Here is a 21,681-nt window from a genome sequence, read left to right as displayed (position 1 = left end):
CATGAGTAAAATCATTTCTAGCATATTACAACGAAACGGAACAGGACAAGAGCTGCGTTATATTGACGCATTAGATCCTGATAATTTCGAACTTCACGATTTTACTATAGAAGATTGGATTTTGTTTGCTTATAATTTTGCTGAAAAATTAAATTACTTTCCTACAGGAAATCATAAAGTAGCATCTGGAGATTGGCAAGATTTTTTTAAAAAATTAACTACAGCAGATATTCCTTTTAGGAGAACTAGAGAATATCAAAAATTAAAAGAAAACATTAGCTCAACTCTTAATGGATATACGGAGGAAGGAAAGTTGAGTCCGCATTTAACCTTGTTTGTTTGCTTCTTAGAGTTATTAGAATTTTCAAAAGAACGATTTAATAATTTAACCAAACGTCATTTAGATTTTTATTACAAAGAAATATTACAAGTTCAAAAACGAGAACCTGTTTCAGATCAAGCGCATATAATTTTTGAATTAGCAAAAAAGATTACTGACGAACGAATTGAAGAAGGAACCTTACTTGATGCAAAAAAAGACAGCCTAGGAAATCCGTTGGTTTACGAAACAACAGAAGAATTAATAGTAAACAAAGCCTCAGTAGGAGCCATAAAAACCATTTACAATAACAATTCAGAAAGTTTAAAAAAAATAAAAGCAAGTGCAGTAGCTAACACAAAAGATGGTTTTGAAGAACCACTTCCTGAAGATGCGCCGTATTGGTATCCCTTCGGATATCCTGCAAGTGGAAAAAATGCTGCTGAATTGCCAGATGCAGTAGTAGGGTTTTCAATCGCCTCACCAATGTTATTGTTGCAAGAAGGAGATAGAACAGTAACGATAACCATTAATTTTAAAAACAATTTTGAAGAAAACTCTTTTGATGTAAGTGAATTATTGCAAACCGTTCAAATTTTTGGTAGCGGAAAAGAAAAATGGATTGAACCAACACTGGTTGCTATTAACAATGTAAATGATGGAGCGTTAGTTGCTACGAATCAAATAAGTTTCAAATTTACCTTAGGATATGATTCAGGTGCATTAGTAGAGTATAATGAAGAGTTTTTACTAACAAAATATAAAACTTCACATCCGTTAGTGCGTTTTGAATTTGATGTTTCAACAGCCGTAGGATATGATTTTTATAGGTTTTTAGCAGGAAATACACTTGAAAAAGTAACCATAAAAACAGATGTTAAAGGAGTAAAGTCGGCAACTGTAGAAAATGATAATGGAACGGTAAGAACTAAAAAACCATTTCACCCTTTTACTACACGTCCTATTGAAGGATCTAATTTTAGTGTAAGTTACGACGAAGCTTTCTCAAAAAAATGGAAAGATTTTACGGTAAATCTACGTTGGAAAAATACGCCAGATGATTTTAAAGAATGGTACCAAGCGTATGTGCAACCGTCTAGTTATTCTTCAATTAATACGTATAAAGAACAGCTTATAGAAGATATAAGTTCAAGAGCTATCCTAGTTCAAGATGAAAATTATTTTAAAGCGGAAAAGAGGTTGTTGCATGCCGCTGGGGAAACTAAAGAAACAATAGGGGAAATAGTAGAGCTCTTTAAAAAAGAAGTTTTTGAAGACGGAGATAATGAAGAGATATTTTATACAGCTGTTTTTACAGTAACTAATTCAGGAAGTTCGTATGAAATTGACAAGGCAGGACCTTTACAATTATCGTTACAGCAATCATTTTTTCATGAATTATACCCTAAATTATATGCATTAGCAGTTAGTTCAAGAAGTAGACTTATTAATCTTCCTAATGAGCCTTATACTCCTTTGGTTGAGTCAATTTCTGTAGATTATTCGGCAGAAGAAGCGATGCTAATGGAAAGTATGGATTTGGAAGAAAATCGTATTCAACTTTTTCATGAGCATCCTTTCGGTCAGAATGAAGAAAATTATGCAGAGAAGAAATATTTACAAGAAGAAAAAGGAATTGTGGATATTTTTGATAAAGATACTATTCAAACCACTTTAGTACCAAAATACTGTTTAGGAGGTCATTTGTTTTTAGGAATAGAAAACATTGAACCTCAGCAAAACCTTTCGTTGTTAATCCAAGTATTAGAAGGAAGTGAAAATCCACTAGTGGAAAGCTTCGGAGAAAACGAAAAGATAAATTGGTCGATATTATGTAATAATAAGTGGAAAACGTTAGAAAACAATATCATTTCTAATAACACAGACAACTTTTTAAAATCAGGAATAGTTAAATTTTCAATACCTAAAGAAGCTACTTCAAATAATATATTATTACCATCAGGATATACTTGGATAAAAGCACAAATGAGTAAATCATTTGAAGCAGTATGCAAGGCTATTGGTATTCACGCTCAAGCAGTAGAAACTACGTTTGTAAACAACAATAATGAGGTAAGTCATTTAAAAAACGGGCTACCTAGCGGAACCATTAAAAAAATGGTTACACGTATACCACAAATTAAATCAGTATCACAACCTTACAGTTCTTTTGGAGGAAGTCCAGAAGAGTCAGACGATAATTTTTACAGAAGAATAAGCGAGCGTTTGCGTCACAAAAACAGAGCAATAACCTTGTGGGATTACGAGCATTTAATTCTTCAAGAATTCCCAGAAATTTATAAGGTAAAATGCTTAAACCATACCTCACAAACAAGTTTCACAGCAGCAGGTCATGTTACTTTAGTAGTCGTGCCAGATACTGTAAATAAAAATGTATTTGACATTTATCAACCACGAGTAAGTAAAGCCACTTTAAATAGTGTAACACAGTATATCAATGCATTAAATACATTACATGTAAATGCAGAAGTCATCAATCCTAATTACGAAGAAGTAAGCATAGGTTTAGAAGTAAGTTTTTATGATGGATATGATGAAAATTTCTATACCGAACAATTAAAAACAGACATTACAAAGTTTCTGTCTCCTTGGGCTTTTGATGAAACCAAAGAAGTAACCTTTGGAATTATGCTACATAAAAGTGTCTTAATTGATTACCTAGAAAAACTACCCTATGTAGATTATTTGCAAAATGTAACGATGAATGAGGATGCTAATGTGTATAAAATAGAACCAAGTGATCCAAAATCAATACTAGTATCAGCAAAGAAACATAACGTAAGTACAGTGTTAACCACTTGTAAAGGAACCAAAAAAATCATAGAACAAACATGTCAGCTATAAACGAACATATCAATATTCCGAAGAATATATCTACCAAAGACGATTTAGATTTTTCTTTTTTAAGGAAAGAAGGAATTTCTTATTTAGAAACATTTGGAGGTAAGTTATGGACTGACTTCAATTCGCACGACCCAGGAGTAACTATTTTAGAAATGTTGTGTTATGCTATTACCGATTTAGGAATGCGTATCAATACACCACTAGAAGATTTATTAGCATCTAAAGACCCGAATTTATCACTACAAGCACAGTTTTATAAAGCATCAGAAATTTTTCCAACAAAACCAGTCAATGAATTAGATTATAGAAAATTGTTTATTGATTTAGAAGGAGTAAAAAACTGTTGGTTACGAATTTATGATAAACAAGTATTTGTTGATTGTAAGAATAACAAATTAAGCTACAAAAAGTTTGAAGATATTTTACCAGAGTTTCAAAAAGACTTTAAGTTAAAGGGACTGTATTCATTATTGGTTGATTTAGAAGAAGGTTATACAAAAGAGCAGGTTTTTCCGAATATCAAAACAGCTTATCATAAGAATAGAAATTTATGCGAAGATTTAATAGCAATAAATGAAGTAGATACACAGCCTATTGCTATTTGTGCCAATGTAGATGTTGTTCCAGAAGCAGATGAAGAGTGGGTGTATGCTAATATTTTATTTCAGATAGAAAATTACTTATCACCGTCGTTACAGTTTTATTCAGTGCAACAAATGCTTGATAAAGGATATACTACCGATGAGGTGTTTGATGGTCCGGTATTAACAAAAGGATTTATAGATACGAAAGAACTCAAAAAAGCAGAATTAAGAAAAGAAGTACGTCTTTCTGATGTGATGAAAATCATCATGAATATTGATGGAGTAAAGCTAATTAAAGATATTTCTGTAGGATTTTGTGATGAAAACATTGTTCAAGAAAATAAATGGATAGTTTGTATCGATCCAGATAAAAAACCAGTATTGTGTAAAAAGAGTACGTTTAATTTTAGCAAAGGATTTTTTCCTCTGAACTTAAACTACAATAGAGTTGATGAATACCTTAAGCAATTAAAAGAAGATGAAATTGCTTCACAGCAAATAACAGCTGATGAAAAGATTTTATCATTACCAAAAGGCAGTTCAATAGGAGCAGGTGAGTATACTACTATTCAAAACGATTTTCCTGACACCTATGGTATTGGTCAAGAAGGCTTAGCAATACACGTAACCAATGAAAGAAAAGCAAAAGCCAAACAACTAAAGGCGTATTTAACATTTTTCGATCAAATCTTAGCAACCTACTTCAAACACTTATCAGAAGTAAAAACATTATTGTCTGTTAGCGGACAAGAAACGCGAACATTTTTTACACAAGCAGTAAAAGATATTAAAGATTTTGATGAGCTCGTAAGTGAATATCCACAGTCAGATGATGATGAATTAACAAAGCTTTTATTCAATCAGTTCGATAATAATGTAGAACGCAGAAACTCTATTTTAGATCATTTGCTAGCACGTTTTGCAGAACGATTTGGAGAGTACACATTTATTATGAAAGCGTTGTACGGAACAGCTACTGATGAAATTGTGCTATCAAATAAAGAAGCCTTTTTAAAAGATTATAAAGTAATAAGTAGTGAAAGAGGTGTAGCTTTTAACTATTACAAACAACCCCAAGAAAATTTATGGGACACAAATAATGTATCCGGATTTCAAAAACGTATAGCACGTTTAATGGGAATTGCTAATGAGAAAAGAAGACACTTAACGGAAACCAATGTAGATATTTATGAAGTAACAGAAGGGAGTGATACCTATAGATGGAGGTTAAAAGACAATGATGGAAATATACTGTTGTCAGCAACTGAAAACTATGCTAAAAAAGTTTTTGCTATTGAAGAATTATACTTTGCAGTATTACAAATGGTACAAACCAAAGAAAAAGATATAGAGGAAGCTTTTGAAGAGGGTATTACAAATAATATGCAAATTGGATTTATAAGAATACATGAATCTACACCATCAAAACCTTCTATTCCAGTAAAGTATTCTTTTGATGTTATTAACCCAGAAAAACCAAAGAGTAGTTCTGATTACATCATTGCAAAACAATACAAATACTATACAGATAGTAATGATTTAAAAGAAGCATTGTTAGCAATAATTTCTTTTTTGAAAAAAGATTTTACTGAAGAAGGAATGTTTTTAGTAGAGCACATGTTATTGCGTCCAGATGTTACCGAATCTTATGTTGAAATATATGAAGAAATAGAAGGAAGTAATATCTACCGATGGAGGTTACGAGATAATGATGGAAACATCTTGTTATCAGCCCAAGAAAACTATGCAAGCGAAAAATTTGCAGTAGAAGGTTTCTACTTAATTGTACAACAAGTTTTACAAACAAAACAAATTGATTTAGAGAAAACATTTAAAAAAGATGTTATAGATAAAAAGAGAGTTGGACACATAAGAATACATAATGCTACATTATCAAAACAATCAAACTCTGTAAAATATTGGTTTAATGTAGTTAACCATGAAAAGCCTGAAGATAACAGTGAATCAAGTCTTGCAAAGTCAAGTGAATATGAAAATAGGAACGCATTGAAGAATGCTTTAAAGAAACTTTTCTTCCTACTAAAAAAAGATTTTTTAGAAAAAGGGGTGTATAATGAAGATCAAATGGTTTTACGACCAAAAAATACGAGTAATGAAATAGAAAACTTCTTACCTATTTGCGCAAAAGATTGTGAAGATTGCGGAACTATTGATCCGTATTCTTACAGAGTAAGTATCGTTTTGCCAGGATATACTTATCGTTTTTCAAACCCAGATTTTAGACGCTATATGGAAAATATTATTCGACAAGAACTTCCTGCACATGTTTTACCAAGAATTTGTTGGGTAGGAAAACGAAAAGGAATTGACTCTGATAATGAAAATGACTTGTTACAGTTCGAAAATACATATAAAAAGTATCTGTTTGCAAAAACAAACCTAGAACAAAAACAACCTGTAGAAAATAACGAGTTGTTAGACTTAATACAAGCTATACAGCAATTAAATACTATTTATCCTTCAGGAAGATTAACTGATTGTAAAACAGAAGATGAAGCATTAGATGGAAGAATTATACTAAACCAATCTAGTATAGGAAATATAGAATAAGAAAAAGAAAATAATAACGAAGAAAACTCATAAAAATAGTACGTGTTTATTTATTAACACAGCCAAAACATAATACGTATGGAAACGACTAACCTGAAACTAAGAGAAATTACAACTGAATATAGTAAGTTTAATGCTAATCAAGTATTAACCGAAACACAACTTAATACATTTATCGATTATTTTGAAGACCAAAACCGTTTGTCAAGGCTAGGTTTAAGTGGTGTTGGAATAGCCTGTGGGTTTGAGGTAACTCCAAAATTTACTATAGATAAAACAGCGGTGTCGAGTATTGAAATTACTCAAGGAACAGCAGTAACTACCGATGGAGATTTAGTTCAGTTTTTTGATTTAATAAAAGAAAGTTTACAGTCAAAAACATTTTCATTCTATAAAAAGTTTGAAGATACTGATGGTAATTATGATCGTTTTAAAAATGCTCAGGGTAATCAATATAATTTATGGGAATTACATACAGAAGCAGATGAGTTGTACACTAATTTAGTTGAATTTCCAGAGATACAAAGAATGGCTGTTTTGTTGTATCTAGAACAATATCCAAATGAAGACATGTTGTGTAAAAAACTGACATGTGATAATCAGGGTATTGAGCAGATCAATAATTTACGCGTATTACTTGTAAGTATTGAAGATTTAGAAGCTATTGCAGCTAAAGACACCATCTTTTTAAAACACAATTGGTATAAATTTAACAACGAACTACCTGTTGTAGAAGCAAAAAGAGTGGTGTTAAACGAAAAAAATACCAAAACATTTTCAGAGTTAAAAGCACAGTTTGATAGTGTAGTTAAAGATACAAGTATTAGTGTAGATTTAATTGAAGGCTTTGATACAATATTCTCAAAATTTCAAAAACCATCAATAGCCACTAAAATAAAATCATTATTTAGTTTTAGTTCTTTAGCTGTTCCACTAGATTTCCAGTATCGATATGATGTTATCAAAGATTTGATAGATACGTACAATGAAATTAAAGAACTACTATTACACATCAATGTAAACTGTTGCCCAAATATTGGAGCCTTTCCAAAGCATATAATGTTAGGAAAGTTGAAAAAAGAAACAGAATATCCAGAGTTACGTCATCAATTTTATAAGTCACCTATTGTAGGTCATGAAAATGAAAATTTTCAAAAAGTACAACTGTTAATTGATAGAGCAATTGCTATTGCGAATAATTATATAGGAAAAACAAAATCAGAAGATGTGGTGATAACCCCATCACGGGCACATACCACATTAAGTGAAAAAGCTGTTCCTTTTTATTATAATGTTTCTTCACAGTTTTTAAAGAGATGGGACTTTAACAAAACAAAAAATTATAGAGCAAATCAAAATTTAAGCTATCATAAAGAAAACCTTAAGAAGTCAGCAGCAATAAAGAATCCGTTAGCATACAATATTGATAAAAATGATTTCTATAGAATTGAAGGGCATCAAGGAAAAATGTACAGAGATGCCTTAGCAAAAATCTTAAAACTTAAAAAAGATAACGGATTGAATTTTGATGTGAAAACACTTTCCATCAATGCAGTTGAACAAAAAATAAATATAAATAATTACGAGTGTGAGTTTGAAGACTTAAAAATGTTGTTGAATGCATGGAGAGCAGAACAGAATTGCATTTTATCAGAAGTAAGTAAAACATTTTCAGCCTTTAAATTAACTGATCCAAAAACTAACACAGTAGTAGATAACGTGGTCAACTATAAAGACAAAATAAGTGTTTTAGAAAAAGAACCCATAAAAGAAGAAATTCCATTAGTAAAAGAGTACATCAGTAGAATGGATTTACTTTCTAAAGAGGCAAGTGTTAAGGAAGATTTTGTGTATAAGTATGATATCGGAACCAAAGAATATAATAAGTTTTTAGAGGAAGAAAACATTGTAAAAGATAGTTTAACAAAAGAGGAAGACTCAATAGGTTTTTTGATAGACCGAGTAATTGATGAAAACAAATACGGATCAGCCAGCGACATTATCGTTGAATTAAATAAAGAAACTGAAGTTTTAAAAGAAAAAGAAGTTTGGAAAGAAGAACCAACGCTTAGCGATTTTATTTTAACAGATCTTACAGAAACCTTAGTTCATACTTATGTTTTAGATACAAAAATTCCATTAAATATAAGAGATATAGATAGTCTTGTGCTAACAAGTTATAAACTAACGATAGCAGAGCTGTGTAAAAGAGTAAAAAAACTACAAGCAAAGTATAACAGTACTTCATTAGAACTATCAACCAAACAAATTTTAGGGTTATTAATTAACCAGTTATCAATTGTTTGTTGCTCAGGAAAAAAGTTAGAAACACTACTTGCAGAAATAGATAAAAGGACGAAAAAAATTTTAGAAAGAATTCAACTTTCAGAATTTGTAAAACAACATCCAGGACTTGAACACAAAGCAGGAGTTATTCCAGGAGGGACTTTTGTAATGGTATATGTAAATGAAAATGCAGTAGATAAAAATACATTTGATGATGTAGTGTTAGATGTTGTATTTAAAAATCAGCCGATATTATCAGGTACAGGGATTATAAAAGATGAATTTTCAGCTTCAGAAGAAATCTTTTTAGGTAAAGAAACATTATATAAAAATGGTGGAGTTATCAATTTATGGGATAAAAGTTCAAGTATTAATTTTTCATTTGTAGATGGAAGTTACTTTAACTTAGAAAACAGATTTTTTTCTGAACAAGATGTTGTTTTAGTAGGAAAAACATTAGCCGAAACAGTAAGCAATTTTACAGCGTTCTTAAACAGAACTTGGTTCAGGGCAGGTGTATCTAAAATTCTTAGTGCAGAAGAAACTAAAATGTATAAAGATGGTTCTGTAGGAATGCGTATTACTATCAAAGATCATTTAGTACCTAGAGGTGAATACTTTTTCCAGATCTATAATCCTATTGTTTTAGAAACTACCAAACGTTTATATTTTGACGAAAATGAAGTGATTCGTGAAAATGAAACATTGAAAAATACGGTAGTAGCAGACTTTTCGTTGCCATATATGTGTTGTTCAGACTGCGCTCCAGTGAACTTTATTATACCAAAAGAACCACCATTTTTAAGTTTACCAGTAAGTACTATATGTTTGAAAAAAGAGACTGTAATTGAACCTTTAATTTTTACAGTAAGACCTATAGACGGAGAGGTAAAAGCAATTGCTCCAGAAGGAGTAATATCAGGAGTGTTTAAAGATCCAGAAGATGAAAAATGGAAAATTGATGTTACTAAAACTGATAAAAGTTTATTAGGTAAACCAATGAAGTTTACAGTAAACGATGAACCTACCGATTGTGAACTTATCGTATATCCAGCATTAGAGTTGTTGGTTGAAGTAGAACAACCTATTGAATACAATGAAGATAAATCTAAAGCTAGGGTAACTTATGTATTACATTGGAAAGATGCTGATTTTGTTGAAGCTGATTTCTTTAATAACATCAAGTATTCTTGGGACTTTATGGGAGATGGTACCAGAGTAGAACGTACGCCAATAAACAATAAAGTCTTTCAAAAGTATACACTGCCAATTGATGATATAAACAATGAGGTAACCCCGGCATTAACAATTTCATTGGGTCCATGCTCAAAAGAAATCCCTATAAAACCCATAAAATTTGATACGCTAACACCATCAGAACTAGCCATACGACCAAAATATTGCTTAGATTTTGGTAAAGAAAAAACAGCAAGAATACCATTTACAAATGTTAATGGAACAATAACTATTGAAGGTGGAGCTATAAAGGGTGTTACAATTGAGAATAATGAATTAGTTATTGATGTAGCCACTTTTGAAAATTATGATCAAATTATTGAGTTCTTAGAAGACGGGCAAACAACAAATGCAAGAATAACAATTCATGAAGTTAAACAAATAAGTATTTCAGAACGAAGCGAATCGAGATTTATATGGAAAGACGGACAATTATTTTACGAAGCAGCTTTTGAAGCAATACTTCCAGAAGGAGTAAAACCGGAAGGATTAAAGTTCAATTGGAGTGTAAATAGCATTGAATCGGAGACAGAGTTGTTTAATCCTCAGTTATTAGTAAAAGAAGGTGTAGGAAACTCTTACACAATAAAATTAATGATTACTGATGGTAACGGATGTTTTTCTAAAGCAGATTTTACAAAGAATATAGCCTTCCCAGAGTTTACAATAAGCTTACCAAACACTACTTTTTGTTTAAGTGATAAAGAGTCTTATCCTGTTGTAGTAAGACCACAATTTGAAGGTGTACAACTTACAGGAGGAAATGTAAAGTTTAATGAAGAAACAAAATTATGGGAGTTTGTGCCAGCTAATTCAGGATTAACAGATTCAAGTACTGTAAGTATAAGTCTTGTAGGAACTTTTGTTACACAGGCTATTAATTTAACAGCGACACCACAAGCAAGCTTTACTTATAGTTTTGATCCAGAAACTAGAATATTATCATTAACAAATACTTCAGAAAAAGGAGACAAGTATGTTTGGGTGATTAATGGAGTTGAAAGAGAACCTCAAATAAATAGAACAACAATAACAGAAGACCTGAGTAATTTTGATGGAGACATGGTAAAAGTCTCTTTAATGGTAGTAAGTGAGTGTGGAGAAAATACATCAACAGAAGTTATAGAAATAGGAAAAATACAAGATAAAACCTGTGAGGAAATAACAAGAACAGAAGTTGAAAACTATTATAAGTTAAATAAGTTTAGCATAAATGATGGAGGAAGTGGTACTAATGTTAACATGGTAGTAGTAGTTCCTACAAATGATGCTTATACAGCAATTATAACCGATGAAAGTAATTCTTATTTAACAGGAGAAAACAACAATCAATTAAGAGGAATGTTTTCTAAGTTACTTATCAATACGTCAAAATTACTTATTGAAGATATTGAAAACAGAACATTACTTACAAGGTATTTTAGGGCAGAAGTAAGGTTGTTTTTAAATATTCTTCATTGTCAAGACCAAACTGTTTTAGAGTTGGATGAAAATCAAGGAGTTATTTTAGAATTGTTACAAGTTATAGATAGTGCTTTTATTTCTTTTAAAGAAAATCAAATAAAAGTAGCAAATGAAGCTTTTTTACAATTTTTAAAGGAGTTCACAACTGAAATTCAAGCAGAATATATTTCTAAGTTTATTAATGAAAACTTAATACAAAACTTATAATGGTTGCTAAAGAACATACCATTCAAAAAGTATTTGTTGAGGTAAATACGAAAAGTAAAAAAGTAGCAGAAGAGTATAAAAATACTATCGAAGACTTTTTGCAAGAAGAAGTATTTCCAGAAATAGAAAAATATTTTAACTCTCAAGAAATCGAATATGAAGCATACATTCAGCAAATAGAAAACTTAAATATTGAAGTAGATATATCAACTAACAATAAGTCTATAAAAGATAACAGTACAAAGAGAGAAATAAAAGAACAACTTATAACAAAGTTAAAAGCAATTTTCAAAACCCCAGAACTACACGATATAGTTATAAAAAAGGTTACTGCTTCAGAGACTAAATTAGATACTTTTTTTCACTTTTTACAACACGGAACAACAGCTTGGTGGAATCAAAAGGAAGAGAAAAACTTTACAAAAAAGGTGTTGTTTGAAATAACAGAAAGTCAATTTTTTGAAGAACGTTTTTTGAAATCATTAAGAGATCAAGTTCAACAGAATAGATTAATTCAACAGTTTAAGACTGAAGAATTGCAAATATTATTCCTAGGAGTTTTTAATAAACCAATGGGGTATGAGGCTTTTCTATCAACTATCAAAAAATTTGATTTTAAGAGCTACGCCATAAGGAATAAAGTGTGGAAGTTTTTCATCAAAGCAACAATTAACAATGATTTTTCAAGAATAGTAAATGAAGTTCAAGAAGAAATAGAGATATGCAAAAGAATAAAGGCTTTTAATTCTTCAAAAAATCTAACTCAATTTTTACAAGAGCTAACTTCTCAAGAAAGAATATTCAAAAATCAGTTTAATAGTAAAGAACAGAAGGAGTTTAAAGAGAAGAAAGAAAGAAGTAGCATTGAGGCTGTCAATACAGAGTTTATAAGTAAAAAGGAAGAGGAGAAATCAGATGTTAGTATTGATAAACTAGATAAAGTAGTAGTTAAAAAAAATCAAAACAAAGCAGAAGAATTAACTCTTCCAAAAAAAGAATCAAGTACATCTAATTCACAAAAAACTCTTGAAAAAGTAGATAATCAAAACAAAAAAGAAGTTTTAAAGAAGAAAACATCATCAAAAGAAAAAAGTAAAGAAGTAAAAGAAGAATTAAGAATAAAAATGCAAGCGAAAAGTAAGAACCCTTATGAAGATAAAGGAGTAAACTTGAAAACGGAGAAAATTACTGACGACCAAAAGAGAGCTGAATATAAAAGGAGACATCAAGAAGCGTTAAAAAATACTTTTCTAAGAAAAAAAGAAGTTATAAGCGAGCCTAAATCACATCTTGTAAAAAATGCAGGATTAATTTTATTACACCCTTTTTTAAAACAGTTTTTTAATACATGTGGTTTTCTAGACAATGAGAACAAAATTATCAAACCCAATGAAGCAGTTCACTTACTACATTATGTAGCTACTAAAAAAGAACAACAGTTTGAAAACAATTTAATTTTCGAAAAATTTTTGTGCAATCTACCCATACAAAGTTCTATTGAAAGAAATGTAGTACTGAGTGATGAACTTAAAGAAAAATCAGAGGAATTGTTAAGAGCAGTACTTCAAAATTGGGCGGTTTTAAAAAACTCTTCAAACGACCTGTTGCGTAATGAGTATTTACAAAGAGAAGGTAAACTAGATTTAACTAAAGATAACCCTAATCTAACAGTTGAAAGAAAAACACAAGATATTTTATTAGATACCAAATTACCATGGAATTTAAGCTTATGTAAACTTCCTTGGATGAAGGAATTAATCTTTACTAATTGGTAAAATATAACTAAAACTTTAAAAGTCATGTTTAAAAGAGATAAAAAACCAGAAGCTAATAATGTTCAAACTAAAGATAAAAAAAAGGATTTGTTTATTCAGCCAAAGTTAGCATTTGGTCATAAAGGAGATCAATATGAAGTAGAAGCAGATAAGATGGCTGATAAAGTTGTGGGAAATAGCGCTGAGTCTAATTCAGTGCAAAAGAAAGAAAATGAGGAAGATATTCAGCAAAAACCATTAGCTTCTGAAGTAAGCTCTCTTGTACAAAAAGTAGAAGCGTCAGAAGAAGAACAACCTGTTCAAAAGATGGAGGAAGAAGAAGCGGTGCAAAGTAAGGAAGAGGAAGAAACAGTACAATCGAAGTGCGATGATTGTGAAAAAGAAGAGAAAGTACAAAAGCAAGAAGAAGAGGAAGCTGTGCAGTCAAAAACGGAAAAATCTACTTCAACAAAAAATAAACCTTCTTTTGAAAGTAAGTTAAAAAGAGGAAATGGAGGTCAAAAAATGGATGCACAAACACGAAGTGAAATGGAGTCAGGTTTTGGAGCCGATTTTAGCCGTGTAAACATTCATAACAACTCAGAAGCAGCACAAATGAGTCAAGAAATAGGAGCACAAGCATTTACGCATGGAAACGATATTTATTTTAATAAAGGAAAATACAATCCAAATTCTAAAGAAGGAAAGCATCTGTTAGCGCATGAGTTAACACATACTATTCAACAAAAAGGAATGGTTCAGAAAAAAATACAGCGAAGCATTTCAAGAAGTACACCAAGTTGTAGTTCATCTAGTAGCGTACCTCTAAATTATAGAGGTGTAAGTGTTAGAAGAGGAGCCTATTATACAGATGTTTTTGATAGACCTTCGGGAGGAACAGTAAATATTTTTGTAGAAGCCTCTTCGAATGATGATAACTGTCATTTTGATAACACTTATGGAGTTAATGTGTGGCAATGTCATATTCTTGGTGATGAAAAAATTGAAAGTCAGCATATCAGAATGTTTAGAGAAGAAGGAGGTATATCCTACAGTATAACATTACCTACAGAAGAGTGGAACACTTATGAAAAATTTTATTTGAGACTGTATTTTAGGTGTAGTGCTACTGTAAATGTTAGCATTACATAATATTCAAGGGACATATCAAATTATATTCATTTTTTAAGAGCTAATAATCTATGTTTTCACCAAAAACTCAACATACCACAAAACCAACTTCTTCAAAATCAAATGGAGGAGGAAGCTTTATTCAACCTAAATTAAATGTTGGGAAACCAGGTGATAAATATGAGGTCGAGGCAGATAAAGCTGCTGACCAAATAGTAGCCAAGGGAAAAGAAACTTCAAACTCTTTTTTCGCACCAACAGTTCAAAAGAAAAATGAAGAAGAGATTCAAAAGCAAGAATCAAACGAGCAAGAAATTCAACAAAAACCTTTAGTTGATTCTATAAGCCCTGTAGTTCAATTAAAATCAGAAAATAGTCTTCAAAAACAAGAAGAAGATTTACAACAAAAAGAAGAGGAAGATGTGCAAAAATCTACTGAAGAGGAAGTTCAAACAAAAAAAGAAACAACAGAGTCACCATTTGCTGGAGAGGTAATTCAGCAACAAGCAGAAGAAGACATTCAAGAGAAAGAAGAGGAAGAAATTCAGGAAAAAGAGGAGAAAGAAATTCAACAATTACAAATGTCAGGAGGGGATGATAATTCTTCATTAGAAAGCAATCTCAGTAGTTCAAAAGGTGGAGGAAACTCATTACCAAGTGGCACTAAGAATGAAATGGAGTCAGGTTTTGGAGCTAATTTTAGCGGTGTGCGTGTTCATAACGATAGCAACGCTGTTCAAATGAATAAAGAGTTAGGTTCCCAAGCTTTTACCAATGGGAATGATATTTATTTTAACGAAGGAAAATACAATCCAACATCAGAGTCAGGAAAACATTTGTTGGCACATGAATTAACGCATACAATACAGCAAGGAGCTTCTACAGGAGTACAAACAAAACTGATACAAAAAACTGGTGATGATACTGAATATGATAGAGACAATTTTTCATTTGAGTTAGAAGGCAGAGGGAATTTTGATGTGCAAATATTGTCCTCAGGTAGAATCATTGTCTCCAAACTACCGGTACAACCTGCTAAGGTTGGTTTCTTAAGTGGTTCCTTTACTAGACCTAAGAACTATAACAGAAACTCCCAGCCTAACAATCAAAGAGAATTATGGAGTGAAGGACTAAAAAATACAGGTGGAATCACCAGTTTTATTGCTAATAAAAACCTTTTAGGAGAAGGAATAAAGGTGCTAAAAACACCAGATGGTAATGGAGGAAGATTAAGAAGGATTATCGGAGATATTAATACACTAAAAAGTGAATTAACTTTTCCATCTTGGAGAGAAAATGGTAGGGGAAGATGGTTCCAGGTAGATCATAAAAAAGAATTACAACTAGGTGGAGATAATGATATAGATAATATGTGGCTATTAAATGAGGATTCAAATCGATCATCAGGTTTTCATATTTATAGAATCATAAGATCCATCTCTGCCAAGATTGGAGAACATGAGCGAGATGCTAGAAATACTGAAACAAGAGATAATCTTAGAAATGCTGATATCATTATGCAGAATTGGGATATAGAATTTTCCCAAGCTATAAGAGATCCTAACTCTAGAGCTTCAGAAAATCCGAGTAATTGGACAAAAAGTAAAATAGAATCAGGGGACCATTTAAAAGACGAATATGACATACAGCAAGAATTTTTAGGTGATCTAGGTTCTGCTAATGAAGTGATGGTATTTCCATTTCAGGCAGGTGGAGTAGGTAAAAGATTCAGAAATAATGAAAATATACTCTCTAGAGAGAAAACTTGGTTAGATCCTTGGGAAATTACAGCTAAACAATTTAATACGGCAGATGGTAGTAGTCAAACTGAAAATTTAGGCTCTTTTACTTTGGCATTGAAAGATAATACTGTAGCAAGTTCTAGTGGTTCGCACGTGGTAACAATTAAAAGATATTCAGGAGCTCAATTTGCTGGATATTTAGAAATAGATAAAACAACACTTAGAACAGAACTGCAAGAGGCTTTTGATATTACAGGAATGAGTCCTGTTCAATTTCATCAAGTTCATTTTGATAACGAGAAAGGTATAACTATTACAGGTGTAGTTAATCCAACTCTAGGTTTGATTGAAGATACAACATTAGATTTGGAGATTTCTTCAGGAGATATTAAAGTAAGTAAAATTTTTAGTACAGGAAGTTTCAATTTCCCTTCTCCTTTTGAAATCAAGGATTCTAGCTTAGAGCTATTTTTGTCAATCGAGCGTGGTCTTGGTATAGAAGGTCGCGTAGATTTTGGTATAGATAATGTCGGAGAAGGACATATAGGAGCAGCAGCGTCTACTGCTGGAGGTTTTGAACTTGAAGGAGCTTTCAATTTTGATTCAGAATTATTTGATCCTGCTGAAATAAATGTGGAGTATAAAGAGAATATCTGGACGATAGGAGGCGAAATAGGTATTCCTGAAGGTAAGGTACGTGGCATTAAAAATGCTACAATCACTGCTACTTATAGTGAAAATAACTTCACCGCCACAGGTACGGCAGAGCTTGATATACCAGGGATTGAGCGCGGGACTATGACCGTAAATTATGGAGACGAAGGATTTTCAATCAGCGGTAACTTTGATTTAAGTTCAGACATTCCTGGTATAAGGGGTGGGAATGTAGAGGCAAGAGTTGCTAAAGAAACAGGAGCTGAAAATTACGATATTTTTGTTTCTGGTACAGCACAACCTGACATTCCAGGGATTGATACTCAATTAACTGTAACTTATGATAATGGAGCATTAACTATTGAAGGAAGTGCTGCTTATAATAGAGGGATGTTAAGTGGAACTGTTAACATTGGAGCTACCAATAGAGCTATTGGAGAAGATGGAGAACCATCAGGAGAGCCAGATGAAAACATGCGAGTATATGGGGGTGGAAGTCTAACTTTAACCTTAACACCTTGGTTGCAGGCTACAGCTGGAGTAAACTTTTTACCGAATGGAGAAATTGAAATAGCGGGTAGAATAGGACTTCCTGATACTGTGGACATTTTTGATAGACAATCTGTTGATAGAAATCTTTTCAATATGCCAGCGATTGAAATTCCAATCTTTGCAATTCCACTAGGACCAAGAAGTATTGGAGTTGTTGCTCGTATAACTGGAGGACTTGACTTTTCAGCTGGTTTCGGACCAGGGCAAATAAGAAGTCTATATGCAGATGTTATTTATAACCCAGATCGCGAAGATGAAACTACAATATCTGGACATGGAGAATTTGTAATACCTGCTGATGCTGGATTGACATTAAGAGGAGATTTAGGATTAGGAGTTAGTGTTGGATTTGCCAGTTTAACTGGAGGTATTGAGGTAGCTGGTAGTTTAGGTTTAGAAGGAGAAGCACTGGCTCAAGTAGATGTAAATTGGAGCCCTCAAAGTGGTTTAGCAATTGATGCTTTAGGAAGAGTAACGGTTAACCCTAAATTCACTTTTGATATTAATGCATTTGCAAGAGCAAGTTTAGATTTATGGTTGTTATCAATTTCAGAAACTTGGCGTCATAATTTAGCTTCATTCTCTTGGGGACCAGATATACAGTTCGGAATAGAGTTCCCTGTTAATTATAGAGAAGGAGAACCATTCAATATGTCTTTTGAAGATCTGAGGGTAATTTATCCAGAATTAGATATAGGAGATATGCTAACTGATTTGGGAAGAGACATTAAGGACGATATTTTTTAATTAAATTAAGTTAATCATGGCAGAAAGTGTAGAACAGTTAAATAATGAAGGAGTAAAGTTGTTCCTTAAAGGAAATATAAAAGAGGCAAAAAGAAAGTATAATAAAGCTTTGGAAATAAATCCATTATATGCAGCCACTCTAAATAATTTAGGAATGGTATCACTCCAAGAGAAAAACTTTATAAAGGCTACTAATTGCTTTAAAAATGCTTTAAAAATAAAAGAGAGTGCAACTTATTTTTTAAACTTAGGTCATGCTTATGTTAATTTAAAAGAGTTTAAATTAGCTGAAGATCAATATATAAAAGCAATAGATAAAGCTCCTGATTCATTAATGGGATATAAGAGTTTAGCTTCACTATATCAGGTTCAAAAACAATACGATGAGTCTGTAAAAGTTTGGGAATATATTATAACAAACCTAAGCCATGATGTTAGTTTCAAGTTACATTTAGCGAAAGACTATATTCAGTTAAAAGAATACCAATTTGCTCTGTCTGTTTTATACGAAGCTTCAAAACAAGAAAAGCAACAAGAATTAATATGGTATTATATTTCCTTAATTCATTTTAATTCGAAAAACTTTGGTTCTGCTATAGCAGCAGTCAAAAAAGCACTGTATATAAAGCCAGAAGAACTATCATTTAAAAGTTTGCTAGCAGCCATATACTTAGGTTTGTCTGATTTTAAAAATGCCATGAAGCAATGGGATGAGATTTTAACTATAGAGCCTTTTAATAACAAAATAAGAATTGATAAAGCAGTAACCTTATTATCTCAGGGTCTTGTAAATGAGTCTTTGAGTGAGTTAAGTTTAGTTTTAAAAAATGATTCTAAGAATGAAAAAGCAAACTACTATAAGGCTATTGTACTTTTGGAAGTGAATAAATTAAATGATGCTATTAGTATTTTAAATAGTATAGTCAATACTAAAGGTATATTTAAAGAGGAAGCAGAAAAAGTTTTAAATAAGATTAATAGAAAAGACTAATAAATCTAAGTAGCAAAAAATATAATTTCATGGATACATTAGTAAATAATATAAACACAAAAGCAAATTTACAAGAAGCAGTTTCTTTTTTAAGAGAAATAATTTACGCTAGACTGTCTTCAGAATTTCATGGTAATGATTTTTTAAAGTTAGATGTGAGTTTTGAAAAAAATGATTCCTATTTGGCTTTTTTCATTAGAGAAAACAAATTGAATTATTCAGATAAAATATTATTGCTTTTAAGTGTGATACCACATATTTTGCCAAATTTTTTTAGTGCTATTATTTCTGATTTCCTGCCTAACGGAGGAGAATTACCGGAATTTGGAGGAGTGAAAGGAAAAAATCATAGGGGAATTATTCCAACAGTTGAGACGGCTTTATACATTTTAGCGGGTAATGATATTGAAGAGCGAAAGCATGTATTAAACTTTATATTGTGTAGTAGTAAACTGATTAAAAATGTTATAATTGAGATAGAAAAAGTACCCTATGGAGAACCACAAATGAGCGGAAAATTAATTCTTGCACAAGAGTATATGTATTTTTTTATAACAGGTAAAAAATTAAAACCTCAACTAAGTCAAGATTTTCCAGCAAGCTTAATAACCACAGATTTAGAGTGGGACGATTTGGTATTACAAGAAAAAACGCTGAATGATGTTAAAGAGATAGAAAACTGGTTAGCCTATAAAGAAGTATTAATGAACGACTGGGGTATGGCTTCAAAAATGAAACCAGGATATCGTGTGTTGTTTTGTGGACTCCCAGGAACTGGAAAGACATTAACAGCAGGTCTATTAGGAAAACACACAGGAAAAGATGTGTATAGAGTTGATTTATCTATGGTAGTGTCAAAATATATAGGAGAAACAGAAAAAAACTTATCTAAACTATTTGATAAATCCATTAATAAAGATTGGATTTTATTTTTTGACGAAGCTGATTCTATCTTCGGAAAAAGAACCAGTGTAAGAGACGCCCACGATAAATACGCTAATCAAGAAGTATCGTATTTACTACAACGCATAGAAGCGCACCCAGGATTGATTATCCTAGCGTCTAACTTTAAAAATAATATTGACACGGCATTTACACGTCGCTTTAATAATATTATAGAGTTTGAAACACCAAACTATGAGGAGAGGTTAGTTTTATGGAAAAATAATTTACCTAAGAATGTTGAACTTGAAGGATTAATTACTGTAGAAGAGTTGGCTAAGAAATTCAACCTTACAGGAGCTAACATCGTAAATGTAATTCAATATGCGTGCTTAAAGACTATCGGCAGTAAAGAAAATAAAATTTTAAGGCAATACTTATTAGAAGGAGTAAAAAGAGAATACACAAAAGAAGGAAAAACAATTAATATTAAACTTTAAAAGAAGCAGTAATGAAAGTAATCAATAGTATAAATGGTATTCCTCTACATTATGCCAGGTTAACGAACCATCCTTATGGAACAAGAGGCGAGCAACGCAACTTTTCAGTTAATGAAAGTTTCTTAAGTATTTTAGAAAATGCACTTCAAGAAGTTTTTGAACATTGTCCTTTAGGAGTTCCTGAAGTAATTACAACAGCAGGAATTTTTGTAGACAAACCAGGACAGCATGGTCATGGGAAAGCATTTGATTTGGATGCTGTTTTTTGGAGTGATGAAACCCTAGTTACAACCAATTTTATTCATCAAAAAGAGTTGTATTTAGGCATGGAATCTTTTTTAAGAAAACACTTTGGTATTGTATTAAACTATTACTACCCAAATCATAAAGATCATTGGCATGTTGATACGAGTGTACCTGTTGATTATAATGAAACCTCAAAATCGGAAACATTGTATTTACAACTAGTGTTAAAACACATTTACAAAGAAGAAATTTTAGTAGATGGTATATGGGGGCGACAAACTTCTGGAGTAGTACAAGAGGTTTTTGAAAGATTAGGAATAAATACGCCTATAACTACGAAAGCAAATTATATAAAGTTTTTAGATGTAACAGGCAAAATAGCATTTAAACTATATGAAGAAAATACTTCTCCAAAACACTTATTAAGTAATTTAACAGAAGTAATTGAAGGTTTACCACAACAAAACAGAATCACAGTGCGAGAGGCATTAAATAGCTTTTTAGATAATGAGGAAACATCAAATTGGTTAGATGGTTTTGAAGAGAACCATAATTTAAATACTATTATTGAAGAAGTAATAGGGTAAAGTTTTTTATTCAGAAAACTGATTTTTAAACCATACCTTTTTCCAGATTCTTTTTAGAATTAAGAACGTAATATTTTCGATATACCTATCAATATCGTTAGATTCATTAATTTGTGAATCCTTTTCAGAAACATCAATATGATATAAAAGGTTAGTGTACGAACTAAAGTCATGTAATACAAGTTCTTTAACTGATTTCTGGAGTTCTTCTTTTAACTCTAAAGGAGTATTATTTTCAGAAAAAGTTAAATCAATTCCAGTTAAACTAAAATCTTTGTTAAGTTGAACTACTAGTTGTTTATATAACTTTTGATTGGCTACATTTGTTAATAAATCGATACTGTTTTGATAACTAGGTAGCAT

General features: G+C 31.5%; 10 protein-coding genes. 9 read left to right on the top strand and 1 reads right to left on the bottom strand.

Annotated features, from left to right (window positions below; translation table 11 throughout):
- Window position 1: 1 nt before the first annotated feature.
- The 9 genes from ACTPNM_RS15670 (at window position 2) to ACTPNM_RS15630 (ending at window position 21,318) form a co-directional block, all read left to right on the top strand.
- The gene (locus ACTPNM_RS15670) at window positions 2-3,184 is read left to right on the top strand and encodes a baseplate J/gp47 family protein (RefSeq protein ID WP_440122742.1); all 3,183 of its coding nucleotides are present in this window, start codon (window positions 2-4) and stop codon (window positions 3,182-3,184) included.
- Entirely contained in the window at window positions 3,172-6,339 is a 3,168-nt protein-coding gene (locus tag ACTPNM_RS15665) for a hypothetical protein (protein ID WP_440122740.1), read from the top strand. Before ACTPNM_RS15670 ends, ACTPNM_RS15665 begins: the two co-directional genes overlap by 13 nt.
- Before the next feature lie 78 nt (window positions 6,340-6,417).
- Window positions 6,418-11,532 carry a hypothetical protein gene (locus ACTPNM_RS15660; protein ID WP_440122738.1) on the top strand — a complete coding sequence of 1,705 codons (5,115 nt, stop codon included), beginning with the start codon at window positions 6,418-6,420 and terminating at the stop codon, window positions 11,530-11,532.
- Window positions 11,532-13,307 (top strand): contractile injection system tape measure protein, encoded by a 1,776-nt coding sequence (locus ACTPNM_RS15655; RefSeq protein ID WP_440122736.1) that lies wholly within the window; start codon window positions 11,532-11,534, stop codon window positions 13,305-13,307. Before ACTPNM_RS15660 ends, ACTPNM_RS15655 begins: the two co-directional genes overlap by 1 nt.
- A gap of 24 nt (window positions 13,308-13,331) precedes the next feature.
- Complete coding sequence (locus tag ACTPNM_RS15650) at window positions 13,332-14,438, top strand: eCIS core domain-containing protein (RefSeq protein WP_440122734.1); 1,107 nt, start codon at window positions 13,332-13,334, stop codon at window positions 14,436-14,438.
- 50 nt (window positions 14,439-14,488) lie between these two features.
- Complete coding sequence (locus tag ACTPNM_RS15645; RefSeq protein ID WP_440122732.1) at window positions 14,489-18,112, top strand: eCIS core domain-containing protein; 3,624 nt, start codon at window positions 14,489-14,491, stop codon at window positions 18,110-18,112.
- A 16-nt stretch (window positions 18,113-18,128) separates the two neighbouring features.
- Window positions 18,129-19,103, top strand: coding sequence for a tetratricopeptide repeat protein (locus tag ACTPNM_RS15640; protein WP_440122730.1), 975 nt, complete (start codon window positions 18,129-18,131; stop codon window positions 19,101-19,103).
- A 29-nt stretch (window positions 19,104-19,132) separates the two neighbouring features.
- Window positions 19,133-20,485, top strand: coding sequence for an ATP-binding protein (locus ACTPNM_RS15635; protein WP_440122728.1), 1,353 nt, complete (start codon window positions 19,133-19,135; stop codon window positions 20,483-20,485).
- Window positions 20,486-20,496: 11 nt separating this feature from the next.
- Window positions 20,497-21,318, top strand: a complete 822-nt coding sequence (locus ACTPNM_RS15630; RefSeq protein WP_440122726.1) for a hypothetical protein — start codon at window positions 20,497-20,499, stop codon at window positions 21,316-21,318.
- A 6-nt stretch (window positions 21,319-21,324) separates the two neighbouring features.
- Here the strand turns inward: ACTPNM_RS15630 and ACTPNM_RS15625 are convergent, their stop codons facing one another.
- A complete protein-coding gene (locus tag ACTPNM_RS15625) occupies window positions 21,325-21,681 on the bottom strand; it encodes a hypothetical protein (RefSeq protein ID WP_440122724.1) in 357 nt (118 codons plus the stop codon).

It is taken from the genome of Tenacibaculum sp. Ill (genome assembly GCF_051938915.1).
GTDB lineage: Bacteria > Bacteroidota > Bacteroidia > Flavobacteriales > Flavobacteriaceae > Polaribacter > Polaribacter larymnensis.
The sequence above is the reverse complement of the archived record's forward strand: the minus strand, read 5'-3'. Positions and strand labels throughout refer to the sequence as shown.